A 25,552-nucleotide genomic window follows, 5' to 3' on the forward strand; every position below is an offset into this window, starting at 1 on the left:
AACAGTGGCGGAAACCGCGGCGATTGTTGCCGCGTCCGGCACACTGACGGGAAGCATTGCTCGGCCGCTCTTTAAATGGCTGACAGTGAAGACCTTCGCGGCGAAGGCCCTTCCCCAAGACCTGCCCAAGATCGCCGAAGCTCTCCAACCGCCCAGGCGATCACGGACGGAACGATGGGTTCGGGGCACGTCTACCTCAGCGAAAAGGCCGCGAGGGGAACTCTGAAGGAGCCAGAGTTCCCCTCACCAGCAACTAAGCAGTCCGGTGCAAGAACCGGTCGAACTGATCAAGCAGGTCATTAGCGAAATCCGCGAACGGATTCCCCGCCGAAGGACGGAATCGCACCACCTGCGGATCGTGGTCACTGGCCTGCTCAGCGAACTCAGCATTCACATGCACCACGTCGTAATCCACCCCGCGCGGTGCGGCGGACGCCAGAATGTGGTCAAGCACCTGCGACTGCCCCTCGTACACATAGCTATACCGCTCAGCAGCCGGCAGCGTCGAGATCAGATCCTTCAACCCACCCGACGTCAGCTTCGCCAGCGCGGGCGAGAACTGGTAGTCGTTGAAGTCACCAGCGACCACCACGTTCGCCTGCGGCTCCGCGCCCAGCAGTTGCCCCACGAAACCCTGCAGCACAGTCGCCTGCTTCTGCCGCTGCACCTCGGAGCTGCGCTTCGGCGGCTGGTAGCGGCCGTGCGTTGGCTGGTCGCCGCCCTTGGAGTTGAAGTGGTTGGCGAGCACGAACACCGTGCGGCCACGGAACACGAACTCCCCGGCCAGCGGCTTGCGGCTGTCCTCCCACGCCTCGTTGCCCGGGTCGACCCGGCCCGGCGACTGCGTCAGGTGCGCCTTTCCGTGATCGGAAACCACACCGACGGACGACGTCGGACCGCCGCCCGGACGGTCCACAAAGGACACCCGAGCAGGGTTGAACAGGAACCCGACGCGGATGTTGCCGCCCGGCTGGCCGCCGTCCTCGTCGTTCACCGGGTTGATCTGCCGCCACTGGTACTGCGGTCCGCCAGCGGCGACGATCGCGTCGGTGAACTTCTTCAGCGTCGCGTCGGCGTCGACCGTGCCGTCGTCGGTCGCGCCGCTGTTGTCCTGGATTTCTTCCAGGGTAACGATGTCCGGCGTCGCGAGGTTGTCGACGATGCCGTGCGCGAGCTGTGCGTACTTCGTGTCCGAATCGGACGGTGCGAGGTTCTCGACGTTGTACGTCGCCACCGAAAGCTCGCCCGGACGCTGCTTGCGCGTGGTTTCCTTCTGCAGCTTGTTGTCCTTGGCCGCACCCAGCTTCGACGCGAGCAGCGTGTACCCGCCGAAGTTGCTGTACTCCACCGGACCGGACGTGACGCCGGTGAGCACGTCGCCGGTGTTGACCTTCGGAGCCGCCTGCTGCGACGAAGGAATGATCGACTGAACCTTCAGCACGCCAGTGTTGATCTTGTCGTACCCAAGATACACCGTCCCGCCGCGCGGCGTCGGGTTCTGCTGCGGTTTCGTGGTCACGTAAAGCTCGCCGTACTTGTTGCTAGGGCCGACCACGCGTGCGTCGGAGACCTGGACGATCTCGCTTTCGTGCGATTCCCAGAAGTCCAGCGCGTACTTCGACGGCTCCAGCGGCAGCGATTCGATGCTGCCACCGGCGTTCGGGGCCAGCACGTCCGGCACCTGGTCCGGCGTCAGCACCGTCGGCGCGGGCAGCGGATTGCCCGACGAATCGACTGTCCACTGTGCACTGGTCAGCTCGGTGAGCGACTGGTAGTTCGAGGTCGCGGGCGCGTCCGGGTAGTACTCCTTGACCTTGCCCTGTGCGGTGACCGCGTCGCCGACCGCCACGTCCGGCGTGGTCGATCCGGTGAAGACGAACAGGCCCTCGCTGGTGCGCGGGTCGCTGTCCGGATGCGGGTCGGTCAGCCAGAACCCGCATGCCGAGCCGAAGCCGCGCACCGCGGTGACGACGCCGGTGACGTCCTCGACCTGCTTGTCCTTGAACGGCGAAATCCGCGTGGTGCCCTGGATGTCGTGAATCTTCGCCGGAACGCCCGGCTCGCCCGGCGGGGTGCCGGTGGTCTCGCCCTTGGTGTTGGTCGGCGTCGGGGCACCGACCGCGAAGTCCGCGCTGTTGTTGTCCGTGTCGGCGAGCGTCGCCGCGCGGGCGACCGAGGTCGTGTTGGACGGCGCAGCGGCCGGATCTCCTTCGCGGACAACGGCATCGCCGAAGCCGACGAGGTCCTTGACGCGGCTGTCGGCCAAACAGTCAGCGGCGGTCTTGCAGGTCAGCGGCGCACCGCCAGACACGAGAGCGACGGTGCCCGCGGTCGCCGACATCGCGATCGCCCCGGTCGCATCCGGCGTCGGCAGCGCGACCGTGCCGCCGTTGCCCTTCCCCTCCGCGACGAGGTAGCGGCCGTTCGGCGCGACGGACCCAGCAAGCGGCGTGACCTGCCACTTGCTCGACGCGCTCGCCGAACCCGGCAGGTACTGGACGCTGTAGCCGTCGAGCGCGACCGGCGCGCCGCCGTGGTTGGCCAGCTCGATGAAGTCGTTGGTGAGTGTGGCGCCGGAATTGCCGCCACCGCCGTAGACCTCGGCGATCAGGGCGTCGGCACTCGGTGCGGCCGAGGCGGGCGCGGCCAGTCCGCCCAGCACGAGAGCAGCGGCGGAGACGGCAACCGCGCCTCTGGTCAGTCTTGCCCCACCGGCGCTTCGGCCCCCGGCAGGACGACGGGATATGGTCACCCTGAGTCCCCTCTGCATGTCAACGGTCGAGGCATCGTCCCCCGAACAAGCGAAGCAGAGGAAGACGAAAGGGCAACGATTCGTAACGAGCTGGAGGGATTTCCTCCTTTGGACGGGTTGACGCAATGATCACGCTCGTACTCGGCGGAGACGTCAACCTGCAGGGCCGCGCGAACCCGGAAACGGCGTTCCACCCGTTGACCTCGCTGCTCACCGGTGCCGATGTGCGGTTCGTGAATCTCGAAGGACCGCTCTCCGGCTCGACCGGCACGGACATCCCGCACAAACCGAACTGGCGGCACTCGCCGCCGGAGATGGTCGCCGCGCTGACCGCCGCCGAGATCGACGTCGTGTCGGTGGCCAACAACGTCACCTACCCGCCGGCCGCGGCGATGGCGAGCCTCGCCGTGCTGGACCGCGCCGGAATCGCGCACTGCGGCGCTGGCGCGAACCTCGCCGAAGCGCACGCGCCGGCGATCCTCGAACGGCCCGGCGGCCGGATCGCGTTCCTCGCCTACACCTCGCTGTGCTGGCCGGTCGGGCAGGAGGCGACGGACGATTCCCCCGGCGTCGCCACGGCCGGCGCTTACACGTCGTACCAACCGGATCCGCGCGTCCTGGACATCCCCGGCCGCCCGCCGATCGTGCACACCACGCCGGTCCGCCGCGATCTGGAACTCCTGCTCGCCGACATCCGCCGCGCCCGCGCCGAGGCCGACCACGTCGTGGTGTCGATGCACTGGGGCATCCCCGGCGAAGAACTGGCCGAGTACCAGGTGACTTACGCGCACGCGATCATCGACGCCGGGGCCGACCTGGTCGTCGGACACGGACCGCACACCGTGCAGCCGGTCGAGGTCTACCGGGGCCGTCCGATCCTTTACAGCCTCGGCAACCTCGTCTTCGACTGGCCCGCCATGCGCGACCGGTACCGCGACGGCCTGCTCGCCGGCTGTGTCGTCGGCGAGCAACTCCGGGTCGAATTAGTGCCAATCCGCCGCGACGAAGACAACGAATGCGTACCGTTGACGGGAGCCGAAGGCGACGAGGCGCTCCAACGGCTCGTGGAGCTGTCCGCGCGCCGCGGCACGAGCGTGACGGTCAGTGATGGTTTCGCGACCGTCGAAGGACTTCGCGGCTAAGCCGCCGATCCCGCCGTCACCCGGACGGCGCATCTGCCTTAAATGCAGCTCAAGCCCGGGGTCAGCTGGTACGGGGCGGGAGTACCTTACCGATGAGCACCGAAACTGTGGCACAGACCACTTTTCCGGCGCTCACGGGTAGCACCTCGCGGGGGAGGCGACACGGTCACGTGGGGGTTGACCGTCGTCGAGTGCGCGGGTGCCACCACCCGGGAAACAGCCGCGGGCGCGGGAATTTCCGCTTCGCCCGCGACCGCGGCTCCATGGATTTGCCCCGGGGAAGCCTCGCGAGTGGCGAGGTGCCGCCTTATCCGCGCAGGGGGAGCGCGGGAGGGGGAGGAAGGCGATGCGCCTCGCCACTCGTGAGCACTAGCCGTCCGGTCACGCGGGCGCAGATCTCGCCGTGCGTCAGCGGCAGATAGTGCCCGGCTCCCGGCACGACCTGAAGCGTTCCGTCCTGACAGGCAGCCAGAAACCGCCGTTCGCCCAAGCGGAAATGATCGTGGCGGCCGTTCAGCAGAGTTACCGCCCCGGGGTACCGCGCCAGGTCGGCGAGCGGGTCCATTTCGGCCGCCGCCGCCATGACGTCCGGGATCACTTCGGACGCGATCCCCGCGGCGATCACCGGCTCAGCCACCTCCGCCGGAACAACGCGGCGCAACAACCACGCGCTGAAGGAAGCCCCGTCGTCCGACGTCGTCGCCAGCCCGCGGCGCGCGAACCGGAACCCGCCGCGCAGCACCGCGCTGGGCACGAGCGAACATCCGGCTCCCACCAGGGAAGCCACCCGCTCCGGATGACGCGCCGCCGTCGCGATCGAGACGTAGCCGCCGAGCGAATGTCCGACCAGGACCGCGCGGCCGCCAACCTCGTCGATGGCTTCGACGACAGCGTCGACCGCACCGTCGAGAGTGAACCGTTCCCCGCGTCGCACCCCGTGTCCAGGCAGATCCGGCGCGGCGGCCGGGCCGTGCGCCAGGCGGATCTGCTGCTGCCAGCACGCCCCGGACAACCGGAGCCCGTGGACGAAGACCACCGGCATGACGTGTCCCCCTTTCGAATGCAACGGACCGTTGCATTCAGGTCTACCCGCCTCCGACGGCAAATGCAACGCACCGTTGCAAACCTGGCTAGGATCAGACCATGGACCGGACCGCCTCCCGCCCGCGCAAAGCGGACGCCATCTACTCCGCGACCCTCGCCCTGCTGGCCGAACGCGGTTACGACGCGCTGACGGTCGAGGCGGTCGCGGCGCAGGCCGGGGTGCACAAGACGACCATCTACCGCACCTGGGCGACCAAAGACGAGGTCCTCGCCGACGCTCTCGTGCAGGCCCCGGAGCTGACCTTCGCGATCCCCGACACCGGCACCCTGCGCGGCGATCTCCTCGAACTGGCCAAGCAGATCCACCGGCTGCTGTCCGACCCGGCGAACCGGCGGATCATCACGGCCGTCGTTTCCGCACTGCCAGACCGTCCCGCCACCGCCGAGGCCGCCGGACGCTTCTTCGCCGATCGCCTCGGCCGTGAGCAGGCCGTCTTCGACCGTGCCCACGACCGAGGCGAACTGGCCGACGCTGCGGATTCGGAGCTGGTCATGGATCTGCTCGGCGGGAACCTCTGGTTCCACACGCTGATCCGGGCGAAATCCGCCGACGACGCCTATCTCGAACGACTTGTCGACACTGTCCTCACCGGAGTCGCCCGCTGATCAGTACGGCCGGTCCCCGACGATCGCGACGCGCTCCGCGATCCGGACGTGCGGGTGGTAGTCGTTGACCGCGTAGTGCTGGGTCGCGCGGTTGTCCCAGAACGCCACCGAATCCCGCTCCCAGCGGAACCGCACCTGAAACTCCGGCGTGTGCGCCTGCAGGAACAAATACCGCAGCAGCCGGTCGCTCTCCGCGCGGTCGAGGCCGACGATGTGCGTGGTGAACGCCTGGTTCACGAACAACGTCCGCCGTCCGGTCTCCGGATGGGTCCGCACCACCGGGTGCTCCACCGGCGGGTACGCGTCCTGCCATTGGGCCAGCAGATCCGGGTCGGTAAACCGGTCGAAGCCGGGGACGAAGTCGTGCACCGCGGTGAGCCCATCGATCCGTTCGCGGACCTCGGCGGGCAGATTGTCGTAGGCGGCGGCCATGTCCGCCCACATCGTGTCGCCGCCGACCGGCGGGACCTCGACCAGCCGCAGCACCGAACCGAGCGCCGGATTCGGCCGCCAGGTGACGTCGGTGTGCCAGATGTTCTCGTATCCGGGCATCCCGGCGGTGCGGGTGAAGCGCACGACCTGGTCGGAATCGCCCTGCGGGATGAACGGGTTGGTCTCCAGTTCGCCCCAGTTCGCGGCGAACGCGCGCTGCTGCTGCGAGGTGATGTGCTGGTCGCGGAAGAACAGCACCTTCCACTCCAGCAGCGCGCGGTTCAGCTCCGCACGCAGTTCCGGCGACACCGGTGCGCCGAGGTCCACTCCGGAGAGTTCGGCCCCGATCACCCGGCCGAGCGGGCGCAGGGTGAAAAGCTCGTAGGGAGCTTCGGCGGCGGAAAGCCGGTTCAGCACGCGCGGGCCTTCGACGATTCCGTTGTCCGGAGTGGCGGACGAGCGCAGGCGGGCAGGCAGGTCTACAGACATGGCGGTACTCCCGGAAGAATAGGTGAATTCGGCTGTGACAGCGGAGAATCGCCTACGCGGGAGGAGAGCCGAGACGACCGCGACGCCTCAGGAGGGCGGCGACGCCCTCACCGTCCGACCGCGCCGGGGCACGGCCGGCTAGCGGCACTTCCCGGTTCTCTGGCATGCGGTCAATTCTGGTGGGGCCCGGAACTCACGGTCAAGGGTCCTCCACAATGTGGAATCGTCGCACGCCCGGCCGAGTGACCCGGGCGGCCTCGATGGGGTTAGATCTCTCCAGAGGGTGGCGGACCGCGGTGCGCGCTCTCCCGGAAGCGGAGGTCCCGATGGCAGGTTCGACGAGCGAGCGGCTCAACGCCGCCGCGGACGCGCTCGATCGAGCGGCTGCCGACGCGGACCGGGCGGCAGGCCGGTTCGCCGAAGCCCGGCTCGAATCGACGCCGTGGGGGATTTCCGCGCCGGCCAGGGAAATCGCCGCCCGGTGGGAAGCCGCGCTCGCCGCGCGGGACATCGACGCGCGCATGCTCGGCGACGCGACGTCCGACCTCGCCGGTCAACTGCGGATGGCCGCCCGCGGTCCCCACCAGCGTCCGACGATCGCGACGGCGCTGCTGAGTTGATGCCGTTCCTCCACCCGGCGCTGGAAAACGCGGCCGCCGGGCTTGCTTCATTGGGCGCCGCGGCCGCCGCGATCGGCGCGCCGGACCCGGTCACCGCGCTGCGCCAGATCGACTGTTCCCCGCAAGCGATCCGCGAATCCGCGCGCACGCTGTCCAGCGGCCGCGACGTTTTGGTGATGGCCCGGCTGGAGTTCGAACGCGGGGCGCACAGCGCGGAACGCAAATGGGGCGGCGAACCGGCCGCGCGATTCCGCGGCAGCGCGGACGAACTGGACGCGCACTACCGGCAGGCCGCCGAAGCCGCCGCGCGCACCGCGTCGGTCGGCTTGGATCTGGCGGATTTGCTTGACCGGCTGGCAGATCAGACGGCGGCGCGAGTCATGCTGATCGCGGAAGGCGTGTCCCCGGCGGCCGTCGCGCTGCTGGCCGGAGACCGTTCCGCGGAGCCGGCGGTGCGGGAGGCGTGCGGAACGATCGCGGAAGCGGTCGCACGCGGCGTCGCGACCATAGGAGAGGCAACGACTTTCCTCGACGCGTTCGGCACTCCGGTGCTGCAAGACGAGAACTAGCGAGTCGCGGTCACGAACCCGCCGCGGGTGTTGTCCAACGGCTCTCGCCCGTAACGGACGGAAAGCTCCGCGACAGTAACGGTTTCCGGCTGCCAGCCGTGCGCGGTGAGCCACTCCGGAGCGTCGCCGCCAAGACCGCCGCGCCAGAGAGCGGTGACCTCGGCACCGACATTGCGAGCCTGTTCCAGCAGCCCGTCGTGCTCGCCGTCCGGCCGATGTTCGAAGGAGATCCGGCTACCCGGCGCGGACAACGCGGTAACGTCCGTGAGCAGCCGCTCCGCCTCCTCGCGGCCGAGGTAGACGAGCAGCCCCTCGGCGAGCCAGACCGTCGGCCGCCCCGGATCGAATCCCGCGTTTTTCAAGGCAGCGACCCAGTCCTCGCGCAGATCCGCCGGAACCGCGATCCGCTCGCACCGAGGCCGCGCACCTTGCTCGGCCAGCACGGATTCCTTGAACGCGAGCACATCCGGCAGGTCGATCTCGTACACGCGCGCACCGTCCGCCCAGTCAAGCCGGAACGCACGAGCGTCGAGCCCCGCCGCGAGAAGCACCGTCTGCGTGCCGCCAGCGACAAAGTCGTCAAAGAACCGAGTCCGGATCGCGACCTGCTGCGCGAACACCATCCCGAGCCGCCGATCCCGATTCTGGTGGCCCTCGAAGATCGCCCGCCCAGCGTGAAAGAACGCGCCGGCATACGGATCCTCGAACAACCGGTCCGGCCGCCCGCTCTCCAACGCCCGAAGCCCAGCGACCCCAACCGCGGTCTTGCCCACCGGCGGAAGCTCTTCGCTCATGCCTCCACGCTACTGGGGCATCGCCGCTTTGACGGCCTCGACCAGCTGCCGCACCTTCTTCTTGTCGGACGAACTGTAGTAAAAGGTGCACAGATCAGCTTTGTCGCCGCCCGAAGCCGGGTTCTCGATCACCGTCGCCGGTGTCCCGGCCACCTTGAACTTGAGACAGCCTGGGCTGAACGCACCAGGTTCGGTGTTGCTGACCTCGCTGATTTTGCTGACCGCGAAGCGGTGCTGCTTGTTCGCGCCGAACAGTCCGTCCTTGATCGCGGCCTTGATAGTCACCTGCTTGCCACTGAACGTAAGCGAGCGACGCCGAGCATAGATATACAAAACGCCACCTCCGGTACGGGGACCAGCTACCGAAGGTTCAACGAACGCCCCACACCCAAAGTGCCCCACCCCAACGCAACCCTCCCGCCCAAAGCGCCTCTCCACTCCCAACGCAACCACCGATGGGGGTCCGGGGGCGAAGCCCGCCGGGCGGGGCCTGGGGGTTGCACCCCCAGAAACACGGCGGGCGAGCCGAGCCGACGCTTTCCGTCGGCACAGCTCGCCCACTCGCACGCGGTGGCGGTGGGATTTGAACCCACGGACGGGATTAACCGTCACACGATTTCGAGTCGTGCTCCTTCGGCCGCTCGGACACGCCACCGCCGAGAACAATACCGGACCCCCTCCGCGGGGTTCGGCGGGGGTTACTCGGCCCCTAGACGGCGGTCCGCGAAGTACGTCTCAAGCAGGGCCGCGCAGTCGCTTTCGAGCACCCCGCCGTGGACTTCCGGCCGGTGGTTGAGGCGGCGGTCGCGTACGACGTCCCACAGCGACGACACCGCGCCCGTCTTGGGCTCCCAGGCTCCGAACACCAGCCGCGCCACCCGGGCGAGCACGAGTGCGCCCGCGCACATCGTGCAGGGCTCCAGCGTGACCGCGAGCGTGCAGCCCTCCAGCCGCCAGCCGTCGCCGAACTCGCGGGCCGCCGCGCGCAGGGCGAGGATCTCCGCGTGCGCGGTGGGGTCGGCCAGTTCGACACGCGCGTTGCGAGCCGCGGCCAGTGGACGTCCGTCGGGGTCGAAGACGACCGCGCCGATGGGCACGTCGGCACCAGGGGCGCGGGCCGCGTCCAGCGCGGCCCGCACGGCCTCGATGTCGTCCGGCCGTCTCAGAGCTGGTCCAGCAGTTTCGAGAACTCGGCCTCGAAGCCGCACCGCTGGGCGATCATCTGGAGCTGTTCGTCCGGGTAGAGGTCGACCTCGCCGACGATCACCTCCAGCTCGCCGCCGGGCAGGCCGAGGTCGGCCAGTATTTCGAGGTCGCCCTCGGGCCAGACGGCGTCGTCGTCCTCGTCGGGCGGATCGACGCGCAGCACGTCGAGGACGTCCGCCGCGATGTCGTAGTCGAGCGCCGCGGCGGCGTCCGACAGCAGCAGCGACGGTCCCCTCGGGCTCGGCCGGACGATCACGAAGAACTCGTCGTCGACGGCCAACAGGCCGAACGCCGCCCCGGTCGACCGGAGCTTGCCCAGCTCGGTGATCGCCGCGTCCAACTCTGTGAGCGCCGAAGAATCGAGCGCACTGCACCGCCACCGACCGTCTTCACGGACCACAGCTATCGCGAAGCCCGTGACCGGCTCTTGCACCGCCATGCGCACACCGTATTCCGCCTCGCGGACGAACGCACGCACGGTGCGCCCGAAGCGTGCGAGGTGCCACTATCGAGCCATGACCGGACCCACCGACCTCCCCACCCTGCCCGGCAACCGGCACGCCGGGCTGCTCGAGGCCGCACGGCAGCTGCAGGACCGCACTGTCGAGCTTCGCCGCGCTGTGCACCGGCACCCTGAACAGGGCTTGCAGCTGCCGCGCACCCAGGCGGCGATCCGCGCCGCGCTGGCCGATCTGCCGATCGAACTCACCGACGGCCGCTCCACGACGTCGCTCACCGGCGTACTGCGCGGGGCCCGTCCAGGACCTGCCGTGCTGCTGCGCGCCGACATGGACGCGTTGCCGCTGACCGAAGACACCGGCCTGGAGTTTTCTTCCGAGGTCGACGGTTCGATGCACGCCTGCGGACACGACACGCACGTCGCGATGCTCGCCTCCGCCGCCCGGCTGCTGTCGGAGCGGGTCGAGGACCTGGCCGGCTCGGTGGTGTTCATGTTCCAGCCGGGCGAAGAGGGCCTCCACGGAGCGCGGCACATGATCCACGAGGGGGTGCTGGACGCGGCGGGCACGCGCGTCACGCGCGCCTTCGGCCTGCACACGATCGCCAACAGCCCGAGCGGCGTCCTGCAGGTGCGCGGCGGGCCGATGATGGCGTCGGCCGACACGTTCAGCGTCGAGGTCACCGGGCGCGGCGGCCACGGTTCGGCCCCGCAGGACGCCATCGACCCCGTCCCCGCCGCGGCCGCGATGGTCGGCGCGCTGCAGACGATGGTCACCCGCCGGATCAGCGTTTTCGACCCGGCGGTGGTCTCGGTGACCCGGATCGAGGCCGGCACGACGACGAACATCATCCCCGAGCGGGCAGTGCTCGAGGGGACCATTCGCACGCTGTCGGAGTCGACGCGCGCCTTCGTCCGCGAGGAACTGCCGAAGGTGTGCGAGGCGGTCGGAGCGGCGCACGGGTGTCGCGTGTCGGCCGGGGTGGACCCGGGCTACCCGACGACCGTCAACGACCCGCAGGTGGCCGCTGAGGTGCTGGCGCTGGGTGCGGCGGTGCTCGGGGAAGACAACGCCGAGGAGCTGGCCACGCCGATCATGGGCGCGGAGGACTTCTCGTATGTGCTGCAACGAGTTCCCGGCACGTTCGCGTTCATCGGAGCCCGGGAGCCCGGAGCCGACCCGGCGACTACCGAGGACAACCACTCGAACCGGGTGAGGTTCCACGAACCGGCGATGGCCGCCGGGGTGGCCATGTACACCGCGTTCGCACTGGACGCCCTGCGCTGATCTTCCCGTCGGCACGCCCCGGACCAGGGGCGTGCCGACTTTTGGCCGCGAACTAGGACGCCTATCCCAAAGATCAGGACGATTGTCCTGGCTGGCTCGTGCTACGCTCCGGGTCGCCGAGACATCATATATCAGATCGGATCTGCTCGTGGCGTTCGAGAAGGCGTTCGAGAAACAGCGACAGCGGCTCGCCAGTGTGGTGGCGATCCCGGTGACCCCGTTCACCGCGGCCGGAGACGTGGACGCCGAGACGTACGAGCGGCTAGTCGAACGGCTCGTGCTGAGCGGCGTCGAGGTCGTCACGCCGAACGGCAACACGGGCGAGTTCTACGCACTCGACGAGCAGGAAACGCGGCAGTGTCTCGAAGTCACCACGAAGGCCGCGCGCGAGGCGAGCGTCCTCGCTGGCGTCGGCCATGACGTGCGTACAGCCGTGAAGGCGGCGAAGCACGCGCGCGCTTCTGGCGCGGACATGGTGATGATCCATCAACCCGTGCACCCGTACGTCTCGCGCGCGGGCTGGATCGACTACCACCGCGCCATCGCGAACGAAGTGCCCGAGCTTGGGGTTGTCCTGTACGTCCGCAACCCCGCCATCGAGGGTTCAGACCTCGCTCAGCTCGCCGATGCCGCACCGAACGTTCTCGGCGTGAAGTACGCGGTGCCAGACCCGGTGCGCTTCCGCACTGTCGCGCGCGACGCGGGGTACGAGCGCTTCGTGTGGATCGCCGGTCTCGCCGAACTGTCGGCCCCTGGGTACTTCGCGGTCGGCGCGACGGGCTTCACCTCCGGTCTGGTGAACGTCGCCCCGCAGATGTCGCTGGACCTGTTCCGCCGCCTGCGCAACCACGACTTCGCCGGAGCGATGGAGATCTGGGACCGGATCCGCCCGTTCGAGCAGATGCGCGCCGCGGAGGGCAACGCCAACAACGTCAGCGTGGTCAAGGACGCGCTCTCCCAGCTCGGCCTGTGCCGTCCGGACGTGCGGCCGCCGAGCAGGCTGCTGACGGCCGCCGAACGGAACCAGCTGTTCGAAATCCTGTCCTCGTGGGGGCTTTCGTAGAGCGTCAGCCGAGCGTCGAAGGCAGGTCGAAAGCGCGGAACACTTCCGGACCGAAGGTCGTCACCTCCGCGACGCGGCTGCCGTCCAGCCGCAGCGTCACCATCCCGAAGGCCCGGAACTCGCCGACTGTGCGCGCGTACGTGGCGAGCGCGGGCAGGCCGTTCGCGCGCGTCTCGACAACGCGGAACTCGGCAGCGGCGTCGCCGTGGAACGCCGGTGCCCAGCCTTCAAGCACAACGGCGCGCCCCGCGTACCACGTCGGCTCCGACCCCATATGCCCGCCAGCGCCCGGAGCGTGACTGCAACGCACGTCTTCACGCAACAGCTCCGTGAAGGCCGCTTCGTCGTGGTCGACAAGCGCCTTCACGTACTTCGCGACGACTGCGCGTTCCTCTTCGCTCGCTGACGCAGACGCCCACTCCGTACGTCGCGTAGGCAAGTGCTCCTTCAACTCGGCGCGCGCCCGCAACACGTTGCTGTTCACCGAAGCAGGCGTCGTACCGAGCGCTGACGCCGTCTCGCGCGCGGACCAGCCGAGTACGTCGCGAAGCACCAACGCTGCCCGCTGTCGCGGCGAGAGATGCTGAATGGCCGCGAGGAACGCCAACTCGACCGTCTCCAGCGCGACGACGACAGCATCCGGCTGGAGCACACCGTCCGGCACCGGCTGCAGCCACGGCACCGCGACGTCGGGACGCGGCGCGAGATCCGAGTCGTGAGCGACCGGAAGGTCGAGCACCGGCAGCTCCCGCGGATGCGCTTCGAGGTAGTCGAGGCACGCGTTGGTCGCGATCCGGTACAGCCAGGCGCGCAGGCTCGCGCGGCCTTCGTACGTCGAACGGCCGCGCCACGCCCGCAGCAGCGTCTCCTGGACCAGGTCTTCCGCCTCGTCGAACGAGCCCAGCATCCGGTAGCAGTGCACCCGCAGTTCGTGCCGGTACTGCTCGGTCTCGCTCGCGAAGTCCGTCATCTGTTCAACCATGTCCGATAAGACGGCCGGTCGCCGGAAAACTCAGCAAAGCCCAGCTCAACCGGGGTGTGGCGGACGTTACTCACGCGTTAAGAACGCATCAGCACGACCACCCGGACCATCAGGGGCCCGTTTCCGGGACGTTCCAGGCCGGTGTCGGTGCCGTGTGCTGACGATGTTCGCCGCGATCGACATCGACCGGAGGTAACCGTGACGCTCAGCGAGCTGCTCCCGAGTCTCGGCTGCGAGGCCGCCGACCACCTAGAACCGGGACTCTGGCCGCAAGGCACGAAGCTCGGCGAAGGCGGCGAGCTGCTCTTCGCCGGCGCGCCGGTCAGTCACCTGGCCGCGCGCTTCGGTACGCCCGCCTACCTCCTCGACGAGGAGCACGTACGCGAAACGGCCCGCGCTTACCGCCGTGCGTTGCCGGAGGCCGACGTCGCCTTCGCAAGCAAGGCGCTCTGCACGCGAGCAGTGTTGCGTTGGGTCGCTGAAGAAGGACTGTCGCTCGACACGTGCTCCGCCGGAGAAATCGCCGTCGCGCGCGCTGTCGGATTCCCCGCGGAACGCATTCTGTTGCACGGCAACGCGAAGACACCGGAGGACCTGAAGGCGGCACTGCAGTACGGCGTCGGCCGCATCGTCCTCGACTCTCTCGACGAGGTCGAACAACTCGGCGCACTCGCGCATGGCGCACAGCGCGTCCTCATCCGCGTCACGCCCGGCGTCAGCGGCGATACGCACGCTGCGATCACGACAGGCACCGAGGGACAGAAGTTCGGCTTCTCGCTGCGCCCCGACGTACGCGACAACGTCGATCGCGCTGTCGCAGCAGTACTTTCACAGCCAAGCCTGCAACTGACCGGCCTGCACTGCCACATCGGCTCGCAAGTGTCCCGTGTGGACCGTTACGAGGAAGCCGCGCGACGGATGGTCGAAGTGCTCGTCCGCATCCGCGACCAGTACGGAATCACATTGCGCGACTTGGACCTCGGCGGCGGCCACGCCGTGCCGTACGCCGACCGCGAAGCTTCCTTCGACCTCGACGGCTACGCCCGCCGCCTCCGCGTCGCGCTGGGCTATGAATGCTCGTCACACGACTTCCCGTTGCCACGCCTGACAATCGAGCCCGGCCGCGCGATCGTCGGCCCAGCCGGGATCACCGTGTACCGTGTGTGCGCCGTGAAACGCGGCGCGCGCACCTTCGTCGCTGTCGACGGCGGTATGAGCGACAACCCGCGCCCCGCGCTGTACGGCGCGCGCTACACCGCGCGTCTCGTCGGCCGTCGCACCAAGGCCGCGCGTACGCCGATGACGGTTGTCGGACGACACTGCGAGTCCGGCGACGTACTGGCGGACGTCTGCCTGCCCGACGACATCCACGTCGGCGACCTGCTGGCCGTACCGTGCACCGGCGCGTACCACCACTCCCTGGCGTCGAACTACAACCTCGTCGGCCGTCCTCCGCTCGTCGGCGTACGCGACGGGCACGCCACGCTCCTCGTACGCCGCGAGACCGAAGAAGACCTGCTTCGCCGCTGCTAGCTCTCGATGGTCTGACCGTCGCGGGCAACGGCGCCGCGCGTCAGACGTCGCCCGGCGAAGAAGTCACGGCAGGCGCGTTGCACGGCGAACATCAACGGAAAGCCCACGAGGATCGCGACAACGCCGATCACCGCGACGCCGCCGACACCGAACACTGTGGTCTCTCCGGCGTCAGGCTTCGCGTACGTGATCGCCGCGAACACCAGTACTGCCAGGAAGAACACGCCGCCGACAAACGGCAGTAGCCCGCGTAGCACGAAGTTGCGCACGCTCGACAACAGCGTCCGGCGAAACACCCACACGCAAGCCAACGCCGTCACCGTGAACTCGATCGCGATCGTGAGCCCGACCGCGTCGACCGAATCCGCGAGCACGTTCCGGCTCCACAACGCCAGCAGCACGTACAAGGCGAGTGACACCAACCCGAACGCCCAGGTGGTCACCGACGGCGTCTGATACTTCGGATGCACCCGGCCGAACACCTTCGGCAGCGCGCCGTGGCTGGCCATCGACAGCGTCGTGCGCGCGGCGGGCATGATCGTCGCTTGGCTCGTGGCCGCGCCGCTGGTCAGCACCGACACGATCAGCAGCACCCCCATGACCTTGCCGAACCCGGACGTCCCGAACACCGCGCCGCCCAGCCCGGCGAGCACGTCCTCGGCATTCGCCTCGTTGGCCAGCCCGATCCCGTGCTCGCCGACGCCCGCGAACGCCAGCGCGGCGACGGTCACCAGCAGATAGTTGAGCACCAGCAGCACGGTGGACAGGATCGCGGCCCGCCCCGGCGCGTGCCGCGGGTCCGCCGATTCCTCGTTCACCGAAAGCGAACTCTCCCAGCCCCAGTAGATGAAGACCGCGAGCAGCACCGCCGACACCGCCGTCCCGACGCTGACCCCGCTCGGCCACAGCCAGTCCCACCGCGGCGTGGTCGCCTGCGGGCCCGCAGTGCCGGTGTAGACGCGGGCAAGGGCGACGACGGAGAAGATCACCAGGACGGCGAGTTCGATGCCGAGGAGGACCCACTGCGCGCGTGCCGACACCTCGATGCCGCGATAGCACAACCAGCAGAGCGCGAGCAGCCACGCGCCACCGATCGCGGTCGTCACCGCACGGTTGTTCGCGAGGTCGTCTAGACCAAACAGCAGCAGCGTGTACCGGCCGGTCAGCGCCGACTGACTGCTCATCACCAGCAACTGCTCCACCAGGACCACCCAGCCGGTCATCCAGCCGACCCGGCTGCCGAACGCGCGGGTGGCCCAGGTGAAGTTGGTGCCGCAATCGGGCTCGGCCGCGTTCAGTTCCCGGAAGGCAAACGCGACGAAGAGCACCGGGACAAACGCCAGCACCACGAACGCCGCGGCCTTGAACCCCGTACCCGCGAGCACGATGAACCCGAGCGTCGCGGCGATCGAATAGGCCGGGGCGGTCGACGACAAACCGATCACCGTCGAAGACACCATGCCGAGCGCGTTCGAACGGAGCCCCTTGGCCGGCACCACGGGCGCGGCGACGGCTTCGGTCATTGGAATATTCCTCCTAGTCAGCGGCGGTCCGCGACCGTACCCGCTGTTAGCCCGCGCCAGAACGACCGCGTGGCCAAGCGCACCTTCCGCCATCTGGAGAAGAAAACGGGAAAGGGTCTCCTGCTCTCCGGCTTCGGCCGATACGCTGCGCATCTGACAAATCACATGCCGAAACACAGGGAGGGACGGCATGGGTGACGAAAACCGTACGAAAATCGAGGAACCGCGTGCTCCGAGAGCGCTAGACGGGACCGACCGGACGCTCATCACGCTGTTACAGGAAGACGGCAGGGCGTCGTTCACGGCGCTCGCCAAAGCGGTGGGTCTTTCGGAGGGCGCGGTGCGGCAGCGAGTACAACGGCTGCTGCGAGAGGAAATGGTGCAGATAGTCGCCGTGACCTCACCAGAACACGTCGACCTGACCCGAAGGGCGATGGTCGGCATCACGGTGGACGGAGACGCCCGCGAAGTGGCCCAGCAACTGGCCAAGGTCGCCGACGTGCACCAGGTAGCCCTCTGCTCAGGCCGCTTCGACCTGCTGGCAGAACTCCTGTGCCGCGACGACGACCACCTCCTGTCCGTACTGGGCGACGAGGTACGGCCGATCGCCGGGGTGGCCTCGACGGAGCTGTTCGTGTACCTGAAGCTCGCGAAACAGGACTACTCGTGGGGCCGGCTGACCGCCTGATCCGCGGGTCGGGTTCTCGGGCTGGGTTCATGACAGGGTTCGCGGTGTTCGACGGGTTGGCTGTGTCCGACGGGTTGGCTGGGTCCGCTGGGTCCGTGGCGGGGTGCATGGCTGGCGAGTGCGGGCTGGGTTCTCGGTGGGGCCCTGGCCTGACTGGTCCGGATGGTTCCCCGGCTGAGTTCTCGGCTTGGCACGGGCGGGCTGGTCGCTCGGCTGGGTCCTCGGCCTGGCACGGGCGAACTGGCTGCCTGGTCGAGTCCTCGGCTTGGCACGGGTGGGCTGGCTGCCTGGTCGGATCCTCGGCCTGGCGCGGGCGGGCTGGTCGCTCGGCTGGGTTCTCGGCACGATGCGGACCGACCGGTTGCCCGGCGAGCTTCCCGGCTCGGCACCGGCGAACTGGCCGCCCAGTCGAGTCCCTGGCTCGGCACGGACAGACCGGCTGCCCGGCCGGGTCCTTGGCTCGGCGCAGTGCGTGGCCAACCCGGCATGGGCGAACTGGCTGCTCGGTCGAGTTCTCGGATCGGCGTGGGTCCGACTACTCGGCGCGACGCGGACCGACCGGCCGCCCGGCGAGCTTCTCGGCTCGACGCAGGCGGATCGGTTGCCGGGCCAGCCCCTCGGCTCGACCCGAGCGGACGGGCCTGACCTGGGCTCATCGGCCACGGTTCTTGGGCTGGCGAGTTCGGATTGGGCCCGCGGGCGAGGTCTTCGGACGCAGCCCTCGGGCAGGCCCGCTAGGACCGGATCGGGCCTGTGCCCCGGTTGGGTCGGCCAGGCCATTGGACTGGACCAGCCTGATTGCCAAGGCGGGTTCGGCTGAGTCCTCGGGCTGGATCGGACCGGTCGCGTCGGCGGGATCAACCGATACCGCGGCCACGGCCTCCGGAACGGACCGGACTGGTTCGGCCGGTTCCGCAGGCTCGACCCTCGGAGCGGACTGATCCCGAGGCTGAGCCGACGGGCTCCGGTCTGGGAGGCTCAATCCTCGGACTGGCTCGGCTGGCTCCCGACGCACGATCCTCGACCAGAGGTACCCGACCGGTGCCGCTGGGACTGGATCGTCCGAGTTCGGGGCGGGACCAGACCGAGTCAAACCGTGGCCCGGCGGCTTCGAAGTTCCGGTTCCAGCATCAGCGCTGGCCCCGGCTTCGGAAGTCCGGCACAACCGCAAGTCCAGGCACCGAGGTCCCACCCGGCAACGGGCTCCGGCCTGAACGGCAGCCCCGGCACGGAGTGAGGCCACCGGCCCAGCAACGACGCTGGCCCGGACGGGATTCCCGCCAGCAACGGCGCTGGCCCACCGCGGGATTCCCCAGCCACCGGTCCAGCAAAGACGCCGGCCCGGCACAAGGCTCCGGCCCCACCACTGGCCCAGCAACGACGCTGGCCGCAGGTCGCAGCTTGACCACCGGTTCCAGCAACGGTTCCGGCCCAGGCAGCGGCTCTGGTCAACCGTCCGGCCCCAGCAATGACGCTGACCCCGGTAGCGGGCTCCGGCCCAACCATCGGTCCCAGCAATGACGCTGGCCCCGCCGCCGGTTTCACCCCGACGTTCCCTGCCCCAGTCCCCGGCAAGGGAACGCTCGCCGACTTCGCGCGTCTTCCGCGCGGCAAGACCAGTCCCACTCACCGGCAAAGTGCTGGCCCCGGAAATTCCCCGGGGCCAGCACTCGCCCGTACCCGAATTCACGACCGGCGACTCCGTCGCTCAGCACAGGCACCCATTACAAAGCCATCCCGATATTAGCCCGACTGGCCGAAGTCATCAGTTTCGCTAATACCTCCGAACGGCCGCACCCATCGAATTCGCGTCCCGCCGAATCGGAATAGCACCTGCTGGATTCCTGAATCGACCGTTCGCCAGCAAGCCGGCTCCACGGCCAGCCGAACTCCCCAATCCCCAGCCGCGACCGCCTTCCGCGAACCGCGATCGCCGCCGCAATTGCCGAGACGCCAATCGCCCGGCCGGTCACCCGAGCAGGAATTCGCGCGGAGCCAGCGCCCGGTCGACGACCCTGGCCTCACCGATCTCGCCGTAGAAGCTGCGCTCCACCTTGCCCCGGTACGACGACGCACCGACCAGCCAGCCGCCTCCCGGATTGGCCAGGCCGATCGCCGGTGTCTTGGGGTTGCGCAGCAGCGGGCAGCCGTCGACGTAGAGTGTGCTGCGCCATCCGTCGTTGACGACCGCGACGTGCCACCACTTCGCCAGCGGCAGTTCGTGCCCCCAGTTGGTCGAAATCCCGTTCTGGTTCAACGGGAACACCGCCCACTGCAGCTCCGCGCCGTCCGAGACGCTGAACGTCGCGGCCGATTCGTTCGGGTCGTCGCTGGACTTCCCGGCCGCGCCGCCGTTGCCGAGGCGCGCGAAGATGCCGCACCAGCCGTGGGTGCCGTCGCGGAAGTCTTCCGGCAGGCGGATGAACGCTTCGACCGTGTAGCCGCGCTGGAAGGTCAGCTTGTTCATCGGTGCACTGTCGACAGTCTGGAGGTACGCGCCGCGGCCGGGATTGCGAGCACCGTCGAACCGAAGGCTCGCCCGAGACGGCTGGCGAGGAGAGAAATCCGCCGAATAGGTCAACGCCTCCGGCCCGCTGCCCGCCACCGTCGCGCGGCGCAGATCGTTGCCGCGGCCGGTGAGATCCTTGATCAGCACGTCATCCGGCACCGGAGCACCGGCGCGGCCGCCCTCGAACCGCCAGTACGCGACGGTGCCCGGCACGAGCTGCGGCTTCACCGGACGAGCCGGCGGCACCGGGACCGGCGCGAAGCCTTCGAACCGCTTGTCGAAGTCGATGTCGATGCTGAAGTAGTCGACATCGGTGCTGCGCTCGGCTTCGATGCGCTCGAGTTCAGTGAGATCGCGCCGCCCGTCGAGCCACGGCGAGAACGTGCGAACGTCGATGACACCGCGGGCGACGTCGAACTGGTACAGCCGGATCATGCCGCTGCCGCCGTAGTAGCGGTCCTGGTAGTTCGTGAGGTGCAGGTGGACGTCGTGGCCGGCGGCGTTGCGCTTCACTAGACGGCCCGGCGGCCAGTAGTGGCCGTTGAGGGTCAGGAAGATCTGGTCGCTTTCGTTGACGAACTCGTCCCAGACCTGTTGGCCGAAGTCTGACAGGAACGCCTTCCCCTGCTCGTCGGAGTTGACCAGCTCGTGGATGGTGAGGATCGCGGGCATCCGCGGATGCTGCGCGAGAACCTGCTTGGCCCAGGCGAACCCGCCCGCCGACGGACGCCAGTCCATCGCGAGCACCAGCCATTCCCGGCCAGCGGCCCGGAACACGTGGTAGGTGTTGTAGCCGTCCTTCGACGCGCCGCGGAACGTCGGCGAGTTCCGCTGCCGCTGCGGCCCGAACGCGTCGAGGTAGGGCGTCCGCCCGCGCTGGTCGTCGGTGGAACCGTCGATGTCGTGGTTCCCGGCGAGCGTGCTGTACGGGAACCGGAACCGATCGAGCGCCTGGAACGACCGGCTGATGCCGGCGAACTCCCGAGCCTGCCCGTTCTGCGTGAGGTCACCGAGGTGCGCGAGGAAGACAACGTTGTCGTCGTGCGCGTGACGCAGCACGTACGACAACGACGCGTCCACCGGCGCGGAATCGCCCCGGTCCTCGTCGAAGAGGTACTGGGTGTCGGGCATGACCGCGATCGTGAACCGCGGACTGTCACCGTCCGGCCGACGAGCGACGCTGGGATCGGCCGCCGCGATCCCGTTCAGGCCAGGGAGCGCGGACACCGCCGCGCCGGCACCGAGGATTCCGGCACCGCGCAGGAAGTTCCGCCGTGAAGAGTCAGTCACGAGCAGGAAGCTACGGGCCAGCCCCAACCGCTGCGGCAACAATTGCCGACGGCTCGATGAACACCTCCGCGCTCACGGCGTTTCTGTCCTGCGCAGGACAAATGACCGCCCGCGCCGACGCCGCTCAGTGACCGTCGCGTCGCCTTTGGTCGCCGACGAGCATGCCCGGCACCGCGAACCACAGCAGCCCAAACAGCAGCACCGCCATCCCGCCGACGAGCCCCATCGCAACCGGCCCGAACGCGACCTTCGCGATGAGCGCCACGGTCACCGTGATCGCCGCCGCCAGACACCCAAAGCCGACCAGCACCACCCGGTTGCCGACCCGCAGGATCTGCTCCCGCCGCCCAGTCCGGAACAGCATCCGGTGCCACGCCGCGGGCGCGGTCAGCAACGCCGTCGCCGCGACGGTGAGCAGCACCGCGAGCAGATGCAGCGCCTTCTCGAACCCGCTGGCGTCGTGAAACCGGCCCGTAAAGACCACCGACAGCAGGAACCCGAAGAGGATCTGCACGCCCGCCTGCGCAACGCGCAACTCCTGCAACAGCTCGCCGACGTTCCGCTGCAGCATCTGGTTCCGCGTCTCACCGGTGTGCTCGACGTCGTCGCCGACCTCCGCCGATTCGCCGACCTGCACCAGCCCACCGCCGTCCGCCGGTCCGCCTCCCAGGGTTGACCCGCTGACGTCCGCCAGCCCGCTGGAGCCCGCCGATCCGCCGGTATCCGCGCGACGGCCGTCAAACCCCATAGCGCTGTTCGGGTCATCAGGCATGTCAGGCTCCACCGGTGCTCGCCGAAGCATCGCCGGGCAAGTCCGACGCTGCCACGCTGCGGAGTACCCAACGCGTCAACGCCCGAAAAGTCACCCAGGCCAGCCGAGCGACGATCGCGCCCACCGCCCAAGCCCTGTCCCGGCCCGACAGTCCTCTCCGGACCGCACGACAACGCAGCCAGGCTGAGCCGCACGCCCGCGCCTGGATCTGGACTTGGACCTGGATCGCGCTCGAACTCGCACCGGCACCAAGACCTGGGTCGACCCAGAAGCCAGTCCCGCTTCCCGGCCGGACAGCGCCCGGGTCTAAGGCCCGGCATGCTCCGCGCACAGGCACCCTCATCCAGGCCTCGCCCGCAGCCCGTCCTGGCCTGGCCTGGGCTGGCCTGGGCTGGCCTGGCCTGGGCTGGCCTGGGCTGGGCTGGGCTGGGCTGGCCTGGGCTAAGCCCACGCCCGGACCGGCCATCGCTCGGCCTAGCCCCACTCCCGGCCTAGCCGCGCTTCCACCTTTGTCCCACCGCTCCGCCTCGGCCTGGGCTCGCTCCCGGCTTTGGCCCATCACTCGGCCTCGGCCCACGCCCGAACCTAGCTCGCAGCTCGCCCGCCCGAGCCCCGGACCTTGTCCGCGACTCACGCCTGACTCGCGCCCGGATCTGCCCGATCCACCCGCCGCCAGCACCCGGCCACCCAGCGCACCTCACGCCCGCACGGAAGCCACCCATCTCGACATCCGGGCAACCTCCACACGTTCGAGTGGAGAACATGGCACGGCACGCGCCGACTAGTTAGAGAAGTTTCATGCGTTTCCTCCCCAAGCTCCTTTCCACGGCCTTCGCCGCCGGTCTCTCCGTCACGGGCCTCTCCGCTACCTCCGCCGCAGCGGCTCCGGCCCCGCCACTGCACTTCACCGCCGCCCACGGCACGTTCGCGGCATACACTCCGGGCGGCCAAGCCGTCACCTACCGCCCAGATCTCGTACCCGCCGGGGCCAAGGCGCACGTCGCCGCCCTGTCCGCCAGTCGCGTAGGCACCACCACCGTGCTGGTGATCAGCGGCCTCCTGCCGCGGCACGAATACGGCGCGCACGCGCACGTGAACTCCTGCGGCGCCACCGGTGACGCCGCGGGCGGACACTTCCAGCACGTGCCGGACCCGGTGAAGCCCTCGGTGGATCCGGCCTACGCCAACCCGCACAACGAGATCTGGCTCGACTTCACCACCGACCGCTCAGGAATCGGTCATGCAACCTCCACTGTGGACTGGACTTTCGACGGACGGCGGGCGAAGTCCGTGGTGATCCACGAAACCCACACCCACACCGACCCCGGGCACGCCGGAACCGCGGGTGGACGGCTGGCCTGCCTGAACGTCGGCTTCTGAACCCGGACTCTCCGCTGCGCTCAGTCGTCAGAAGCCCCAGGATTTCTCCGGCACGATCCTGATCCGGACCGAGTAGTCGGCGTCGAAGGCGGCCGCGTCGGCGAATCCGATGCCGGCGTAGTGCCGCTGATACTTGCCGAGATAGCCGGGTGCCTCAGAGGCTTTGGCTTCGTCGACGTGCGCACGTCCGTTGACGACGATGATGCTGCCGCCGTGCTCGTCGCTGTTGAGATGGAAACTCACCTCTGGATTGGCGGCGAGGTGTCGGAGCTTGGCTGTGCCCGGGCGACTGAAGACAACGACATCTTCTCCGTCGAGCACGAACCACACCGGCCGCGGCGCCGGGCGACCGCTCGGAGTCACGGTGGTGAGCCACCCGATGGATTCACCAGCGCGTTCAATGAGTTTCGGGTCGTGGGTGTAGGTCATGGTTGGTTACCTCCTCGGTAGGTTTCCCAGGTAACCACGAGCCACCGACAGTTCCGACCCTTCGGCCCAAATCTCGGCCATCGAGAGCCGCATCCGGCTAGCGCCCCTGCAACTAGTTTTTGTTGCTACAAAAGAGAATTCCCCGATCCGCGACCGTTCCCAGTTCCCCGGATCGGGGGATTCCACCAAATCAGCGCGACGCGACAACCCGCGCGTACCGCGCCCCCGCCACGAGCAGGATCACTCCGGCACCGAGGAACGCGCCCACTCGCGCCAAACCGTCCAGCGCGGCGAGGTCGAACAAGACAAGCTTTGCGACCGCCGCAGCGACCAGCACCAGGCCCGTGATCCGCAAGGCAACCACCCGGATCCCACGCAGGAGAAGGACGAACGCCACGATCGTCCAGGAAACGGTGACGAGTGTGTGGCCAACCAGGAATCCAGTCCGACCAGGGGCGACGAGCATCGCCGCGGCGAGCACTAGCCCGGCTGCGCCGTAGAGCGCGCACAAACCCGCTGGCAGCCAAGGAGCAAGGCTGGCAGATTTCACGATGTTCAGCCGAATTGCCGCCCACGGCAACACGATCGCCGCGGCAAGGAGGAGCGCGGACGAAGCCAACGCGGTGAGCAGAAGGTCGCTCGGATGCCAACGCGGGAACACCAGCAATGCCGGGGTGACGTCCGAACCGAGCACGAACAACCCGCCGATCACAGCGAAGACGAGAGAACCGCCTAGCGCGAACCGATTCCGAGCGAACTTCGCCGCGAACGCTAGCACCACCGCTTCACCAAGCAGGACCGTTCCGCCATCGAACTGCGTGAGCGTCGCCTGCATCGCCGCGACAAGGCCAGCGATTCCCGCGACAGTACCGGGATTCCCCCGCACGATGGTCCATGTCGCGACGAGCACGACAGCCGTTCCACCCGCCAGAAACACGGATTCCGGCTTGTGCTGAAGCAGCGCGGCAACCAGTACCGGCAGCGGAGCGATCGCGAGAACAGCCAACGAGTACGGCTCATTATCGTTACGCCGCAACGTGATCAGCGCCGACACCGCGCTGACCACACTGGCGACGATCACCGCCCACACCGGCAAGGTGCGCAGTCCGATACCGATCAGCGCCGTTGTCAAGGGAGGAATGGCTGCAGTAAACGAAAGGGGCCACCATGACCGCCGAAGCTGGACAGGGACCGTCGCGATCTGGATCATGAGAAGGAACGTCACGAGTTCATCGGTGAAGCCCCACGTGATCAGGGGCGCGCACACTCCGCATCCTCCCACCACGGCATTCGCCAAGAGAGAGGAATCCCATTTGACCGCAAGCAAAAGTCCGCCCACCGCGATCGCCAACCCAACCGCGAGCCCGGCGGGAACCGGCAGGAAATCATACAAGGAGGTGGCAGCAACGGTGTCAAGGTAAAGCGTCGCGATCCCAGTGGCGACAAGGGCGAACGCCCCGGTGCGCGCAGCCGGTTTGCGGTGCAGCCAAGCACCCGCGCCGACGAGGATTCCGCCGAACGCAGCTCCGACCGCAACCCGCGGCAGCGGACCAAGCCAGCCGCGCTGGATAGCCAGAATCAGCAGCAGGACGACCCCGAGCAACGTCACCGCACCACCGATCCACGCCAGCAGTCGCGAACCGGCACCTTCGCGACCGAGCCGCTCACGGAGCGTCGGGGGCGGGGTGTACGGCGGCTGCGCGTAAGGCAGCTGGCCGTACGGCGACTGCTGTGCGGTTGTCTGCGGGTACCCGTGGGGTGGCTGTCCGGCGGCGAATTGGTCAGCGGCAGGCTGTCCGTGGCCTGGCTGCGCGGCGAACTGTCCGGCGGTGCCAGCGGCGGACGGTCCGTGGCTCGGTTGGGCGGCGAATTGTCCGGCTGCGGCCGTGTCAGCGGTGGGCTGCTCGGTGCTGGGCTGCGGTGT

22 protein-coding genes and 1 tRNA gene are annotated in these 25,552 nt (G+C 68.7%); 9 read left to right on the top strand and 14 right to left on the bottom strand.

The window, feature by feature from the left end; genetic code table 11:
- Positions 1 to 253: 253 nt before the first annotated feature.
- The gene (locus RPX00_RS11280) at positions 254 to 2,662 is read right to left on the bottom strand and encodes an endonuclease/exonuclease/phosphatase family protein (RefSeq protein ID WP_406639460.1); all 2,409 of its coding nucleotides are present in this window, start codon (positions 2,660 to 2,662) and stop codon (positions 254 to 256) included.
- Positions 2,663 to 2,877: 215 nt separating this feature from the next.
- On the opposite strand from RPX00_RS11280, the gene RPX00_RS11285 reads away from it, so the two are divergent.
- Complete coding sequence (locus RPX00_RS11285) at positions 2,878 to 3,894, top strand: CapA family protein (protein ID WP_406639461.1); 1,017 nt, start codon at positions 2,878 to 2,880, stop codon at positions 3,892 to 3,894.
- A gap of 307 nt (positions 3,895 to 4,201) precedes the next feature.
- Here the strand turns inward: RPX00_RS11285 and RPX00_RS11290 are convergent, their stop codons facing one another.
- Complete coding sequence (locus RPX00_RS11290; RefSeq protein ID WP_406639462.1) at positions 4,202 to 4,936, bottom strand: alpha/beta fold hydrolase; 735 nt, start codon at positions 4,934 to 4,936, stop codon at positions 4,202 to 4,204.
- A 101-nt stretch (positions 4,937 to 5,037) separates the two neighbouring features.
- On the opposite strand from RPX00_RS11290, the gene RPX00_RS11295 reads away from it, so the two are divergent.
- Complete coding sequence (locus RPX00_RS11295) at positions 5,038 to 5,604, top strand: TetR/AcrR family transcriptional regulator (RefSeq protein WP_406639463.1); 567 nt, start codon at positions 5,038 to 5,040, stop codon at positions 5,602 to 5,604.
- Here RPX00_RS11295 and RPX00_RS11300 read toward each other — a convergent pair whose 3' ends face one another.
- A complete protein-coding gene (locus RPX00_RS11300; protein ID WP_406639464.1) occupies positions 5,605 to 6,525 on the bottom strand; it encodes a TauD/TfdA dioxygenase family protein in 921 nt (306 codons plus the stop codon).
- 326 nt (positions 6,526 to 6,851) lie between these two features.
- Between RPX00_RS11300 and RPX00_RS11305 the strand changes: the two genes are divergently transcribed.
- Positions 6,852 to 7,145: a hypothetical protein gene (locus RPX00_RS11305; RefSeq protein ID WP_406639465.1), complete on the top strand. Its 294-nt coding sequence runs from the start codon at positions 6,852 to 6,854 to the stop codon at positions 7,143 to 7,145.
- Complete coding sequence (locus RPX00_RS11310; protein WP_406639466.1) at positions 7,145 to 7,714, top strand: hypothetical protein; 570 nt, start codon at positions 7,145 to 7,147, stop codon at positions 7,712 to 7,714. The genes RPX00_RS11305 and RPX00_RS11310 overlap by 1 nt, the downstream gene beginning before the upstream one ends.
- Here RPX00_RS11310 and RPX00_RS11315 read toward each other — a convergent pair.
- The 5 genes from RPX00_RS11315 to RPX00_RS11335 all read right to left on the bottom strand — a co-directional run bounded on the left by RPX00_RS11315 (position 7,711) and on the right by RPX00_RS11335 (position 10,153).
- Positions 7,711 to 8,508, bottom strand: a complete 798-nt coding sequence (locus tag RPX00_RS11315; RefSeq protein ID WP_406639467.1) for an SAM-dependent methyltransferase — start codon at positions 8,506 to 8,508, stop codon at positions 7,711 to 7,713. The genes RPX00_RS11310 and RPX00_RS11315 overlap by 4 nt on opposite strands.
- 9 nt (positions 8,509 to 8,517) lie before the next feature.
- Entirely contained in the window at positions 8,518 to 8,793 is a 276-nt protein-coding gene (locus RPX00_RS11320) for a hypothetical protein (protein WP_406639468.1), read from the bottom strand.
- 283 nt (positions 8,794 to 9,076) lie between these two features.
- Positions 9,077 to 9,163, bottom strand: a tRNA-Ser gene (locus tag RPX00_RS11325).
- 43 nt (positions 9,164 to 9,206) lie between these two features.
- The gene (locus RPX00_RS11330; RefSeq protein ID WP_406639469.1) at positions 9,207 to 9,647 is read right to left on the bottom strand and encodes a nucleoside deaminase; all 441 of its coding nucleotides are present in this window, start codon (positions 9,645 to 9,647) and stop codon (positions 9,207 to 9,209) included.
- Positions 9,648 to 9,670: 23 nt separating this feature from the next.
- Positions 9,671 to 10,153 carry a tRNA adenosine deaminase-associated protein gene (locus tag RPX00_RS11335; RefSeq protein ID WP_037354362.1) on the bottom strand — a complete coding sequence of 161 codons (483 nt, stop codon included), beginning with the start codon at positions 10,151 to 10,153 and terminating at the stop codon, positions 9,671 to 9,673.
- A 76-nt stretch (positions 10,154 to 10,229) separates the two neighbouring features.
- On the opposite strand from RPX00_RS11335, the gene RPX00_RS11340 reads away from it, so the two are divergent.
- Together RPX00_RS11340 and RPX00_RS11345 are read left to right on the top strand one after the other, a co-directional pair.
- Entirely contained in the window at positions 10,230 to 11,459 is a 1,230-nt protein-coding gene (locus tag RPX00_RS11340) for a M20 family metallopeptidase (RefSeq protein ID WP_406639470.1), read from the top strand.
- A 148-nt stretch (positions 11,460 to 11,607) separates the two neighbouring features.
- The gene (locus RPX00_RS11345) at positions 11,608 to 12,522 is read left to right on the top strand and encodes a dihydrodipicolinate synthase family protein (RefSeq protein ID WP_406639471.1); all 915 of its coding nucleotides are present in this window, start codon (positions 11,608 to 11,610) and stop codon (positions 12,520 to 12,522) included.
- 4 nt (positions 12,523 to 12,526) lie between these two features.
- Here RPX00_RS11345 and RPX00_RS11350 read toward each other — a convergent pair whose 3' ends face one another.
- Positions 12,527 to 13,492, bottom strand: a complete 966-nt coding sequence (locus RPX00_RS11350) for an RNA polymerase subunit sigma-70 (protein ID WP_406639472.1) — start codon at positions 13,490 to 13,492, stop codon at positions 12,527 to 12,529.
- Between the two features lie 210 nt (positions 13,493 to 13,702).
- Between RPX00_RS11350 and lysA the strand changes: the two genes are divergently transcribed.
- Positions 13,703 to 15,037 carry a diaminopimelate decarboxylase gene (gene lysA, locus RPX00_RS11355; protein ID WP_406639473.1) on the top strand — a complete coding sequence of 445 codons (1,335 nt, stop codon included), beginning with the start codon at positions 13,703 to 13,705 and terminating at the stop codon, positions 15,035 to 15,037.
- On the opposite strand, the gene RPX00_RS11360 is transcribed toward lysA, so the two are convergent.
- Positions 15,034 to 16,560, bottom strand: coding sequence for an APC family permease (locus RPX00_RS11360; protein ID WP_406639474.1), 1,527 nt, complete (start codon positions 16,558 to 16,560; stop codon positions 15,034 to 15,036). The genes lysA and RPX00_RS11360 overlap by 4 nt on opposite strands.
- Positions 16,561 to 16,750: 190 nt before the next feature.
- Between RPX00_RS11360 and RPX00_RS11365 the strand changes: the two genes are divergently transcribed.
- Entirely contained in the window at positions 16,751 to 17,248 is a 498-nt protein-coding gene (locus RPX00_RS11365) for an Lrp/AsnC family transcriptional regulator (RefSeq protein WP_406639476.1), read from the top strand.
- Between the two features lie 1,969 nt (positions 17,249 to 19,217).
- Here the strand turns inward: RPX00_RS11365 and RPX00_RS11370 are convergent.
- Both RPX00_RS11370 and RPX00_RS11375 read right to left on the bottom strand, forming a co-directional pair.
- A complete protein-coding gene (locus RPX00_RS11370; RefSeq protein WP_406639477.1) occupies positions 19,218 to 21,047 on the bottom strand; it encodes a LamG-like jellyroll fold domain-containing protein in 1,830 nt (609 codons plus the stop codon).
- 124 nt (positions 21,048 to 21,171) lie between these two features.
- The gene (locus tag RPX00_RS11375; RefSeq protein ID WP_406642867.1) at positions 21,172 to 21,684 is read right to left on the bottom strand and encodes a DUF6328 family protein; all 513 of its coding nucleotides are present in this window, start codon (positions 21,682 to 21,684) and stop codon (positions 21,172 to 21,174) included.
- 933 nt (positions 21,685 to 22,617) lie between these two features.
- On the opposite strand from RPX00_RS11375, the gene RPX00_RS11380 reads away from it, so the two are divergent.
- Positions 22,618 to 23,199, top strand: a complete 582-nt coding sequence (locus tag RPX00_RS11380) for a superoxide dismutase (protein ID WP_406639478.1) — start codon at positions 22,618 to 22,620, stop codon at positions 23,197 to 23,199.
- Between the two features lie 27 nt (positions 23,200 to 23,226).
- Here RPX00_RS11380 and RPX00_RS11385 read toward each other — a convergent pair whose 3' ends face one another.
- Positions 23,227 to 23,628, bottom strand: a complete 402-nt coding sequence (locus tag RPX00_RS11385; protein WP_406639479.1) for a TIGR03667 family PPOX class F420-dependent oxidoreductase — start codon at positions 23,626 to 23,628, stop codon at positions 23,227 to 23,229.
- A 190-nt stretch (positions 23,629 to 23,818) separates the two neighbouring features.
- Positions 23,819 to 25,237: a DUF2339 domain-containing protein gene (locus tag RPX00_RS11390; protein WP_406639480.1), complete on the bottom strand. Its 1,419-nt coding sequence runs from the start codon at positions 25,235 to 25,237 to the stop codon at positions 23,819 to 23,821.
- Between the last annotated feature and the right edge of the window lie 315 nt (positions 25,238 to 25,552).

The organism is Amycolatopsis sp. WGS_07, assembly GCF_045278895.1.
GTDB lineage: Bacteria > Actinomycetota > Actinomycetes > Mycobacteriales > Pseudonocardiaceae > Amycolatopsis.

Coding starts and splice junctions, on each gene's coding strand:
- RPX00_RS11285 (WP_406639461.1), top strand. CDS start 2,878: ATGATCACGCTCGTACTCGGCGGAGACGTCAACCTGCAGGGCCGCGCG.
- RPX00_RS11290 (WP_406639462.1), bottom strand. CDS start 4,936: ATGCCGGTGGTCTTCGTCCACGGGCTCCGGTTGTCCGGGGCGTGCTGG.
- RPX00_RS11295 (WP_406639463.1), top strand. CDS start 5,038: ATGGACCGGACCGCCTCCCGCCCGCGCAAAGCGGACGCCATCTACTCC.
- RPX00_RS11300 (WP_406639464.1), bottom strand. CDS start 6,525: ATGTCTGTAGACCTGCCTGCCCGCCTGCGCTCGTCCGCCACTCCGGAC.
- RPX00_RS11305 (WP_406639465.1), top strand. CDS start 6,852: ATGGCAGGTTCGACGAGCGAGCGGCTCAACGCCGCCGCGGACGCGCTC.
- RPX00_RS11310 (WP_406639466.1), top strand. CDS start 7,145: ATGCCGTTCCTCCACCCGGCGCTGGAAAACGCGGCCGCCGGGCTTGCT.
- RPX00_RS11315 (WP_406639467.1), bottom strand. CDS start 8,508: ATGAGCGAAGAGCTTCCGCCGGTGGGCAAGACCGCGGTTGGGGTCGCT.
- RPX00_RS11335 (WP_037354362.1), bottom strand. CDS start 10,153: ATGGCGGTGCAAGAGCCGGTCACGGGCTTCGCGATAGCTGTGGTCCGT.
- RPX00_RS11340 (WP_406639470.1), top strand. CDS start 10,230: ATGACCGGACCCACCGACCTCCCCACCCTGCCCGGCAACCGGCACGCC.
- RPX00_RS11350 (WP_406639472.1), bottom strand. CDS start 13,492: ATGACGGACTTCGCGAGCGAGACCGAGCAGTACCGGCACGAACTGCGG.
- RPX00_RS11360 (WP_406639474.1), bottom strand. CDS start 16,560: ATGACCGAAGCCGTCGCCGCGCCCGTGGTGCCGGCCAAGGGGCTCCGT.
- RPX00_RS11365 (WP_406639476.1), top strand. CDS start 16,751: ATGGGTGACGAAAACCGTACGAAAATCGAGGAACCGCGTGCTCCGAGA.
- RPX00_RS11380 (WP_406639478.1), top strand. CDS start 22,618: ATGCGTTTCCTCCCCAAGCTCCTTTCCACGGCCTTCGCCGCCGGTCTC.
- RPX00_RS11385 (WP_406639479.1), bottom strand. CDS start 23,628: ATGACCTACACCCACGACCCGAAACTCATTGAACGCGCTGGTGAATCC.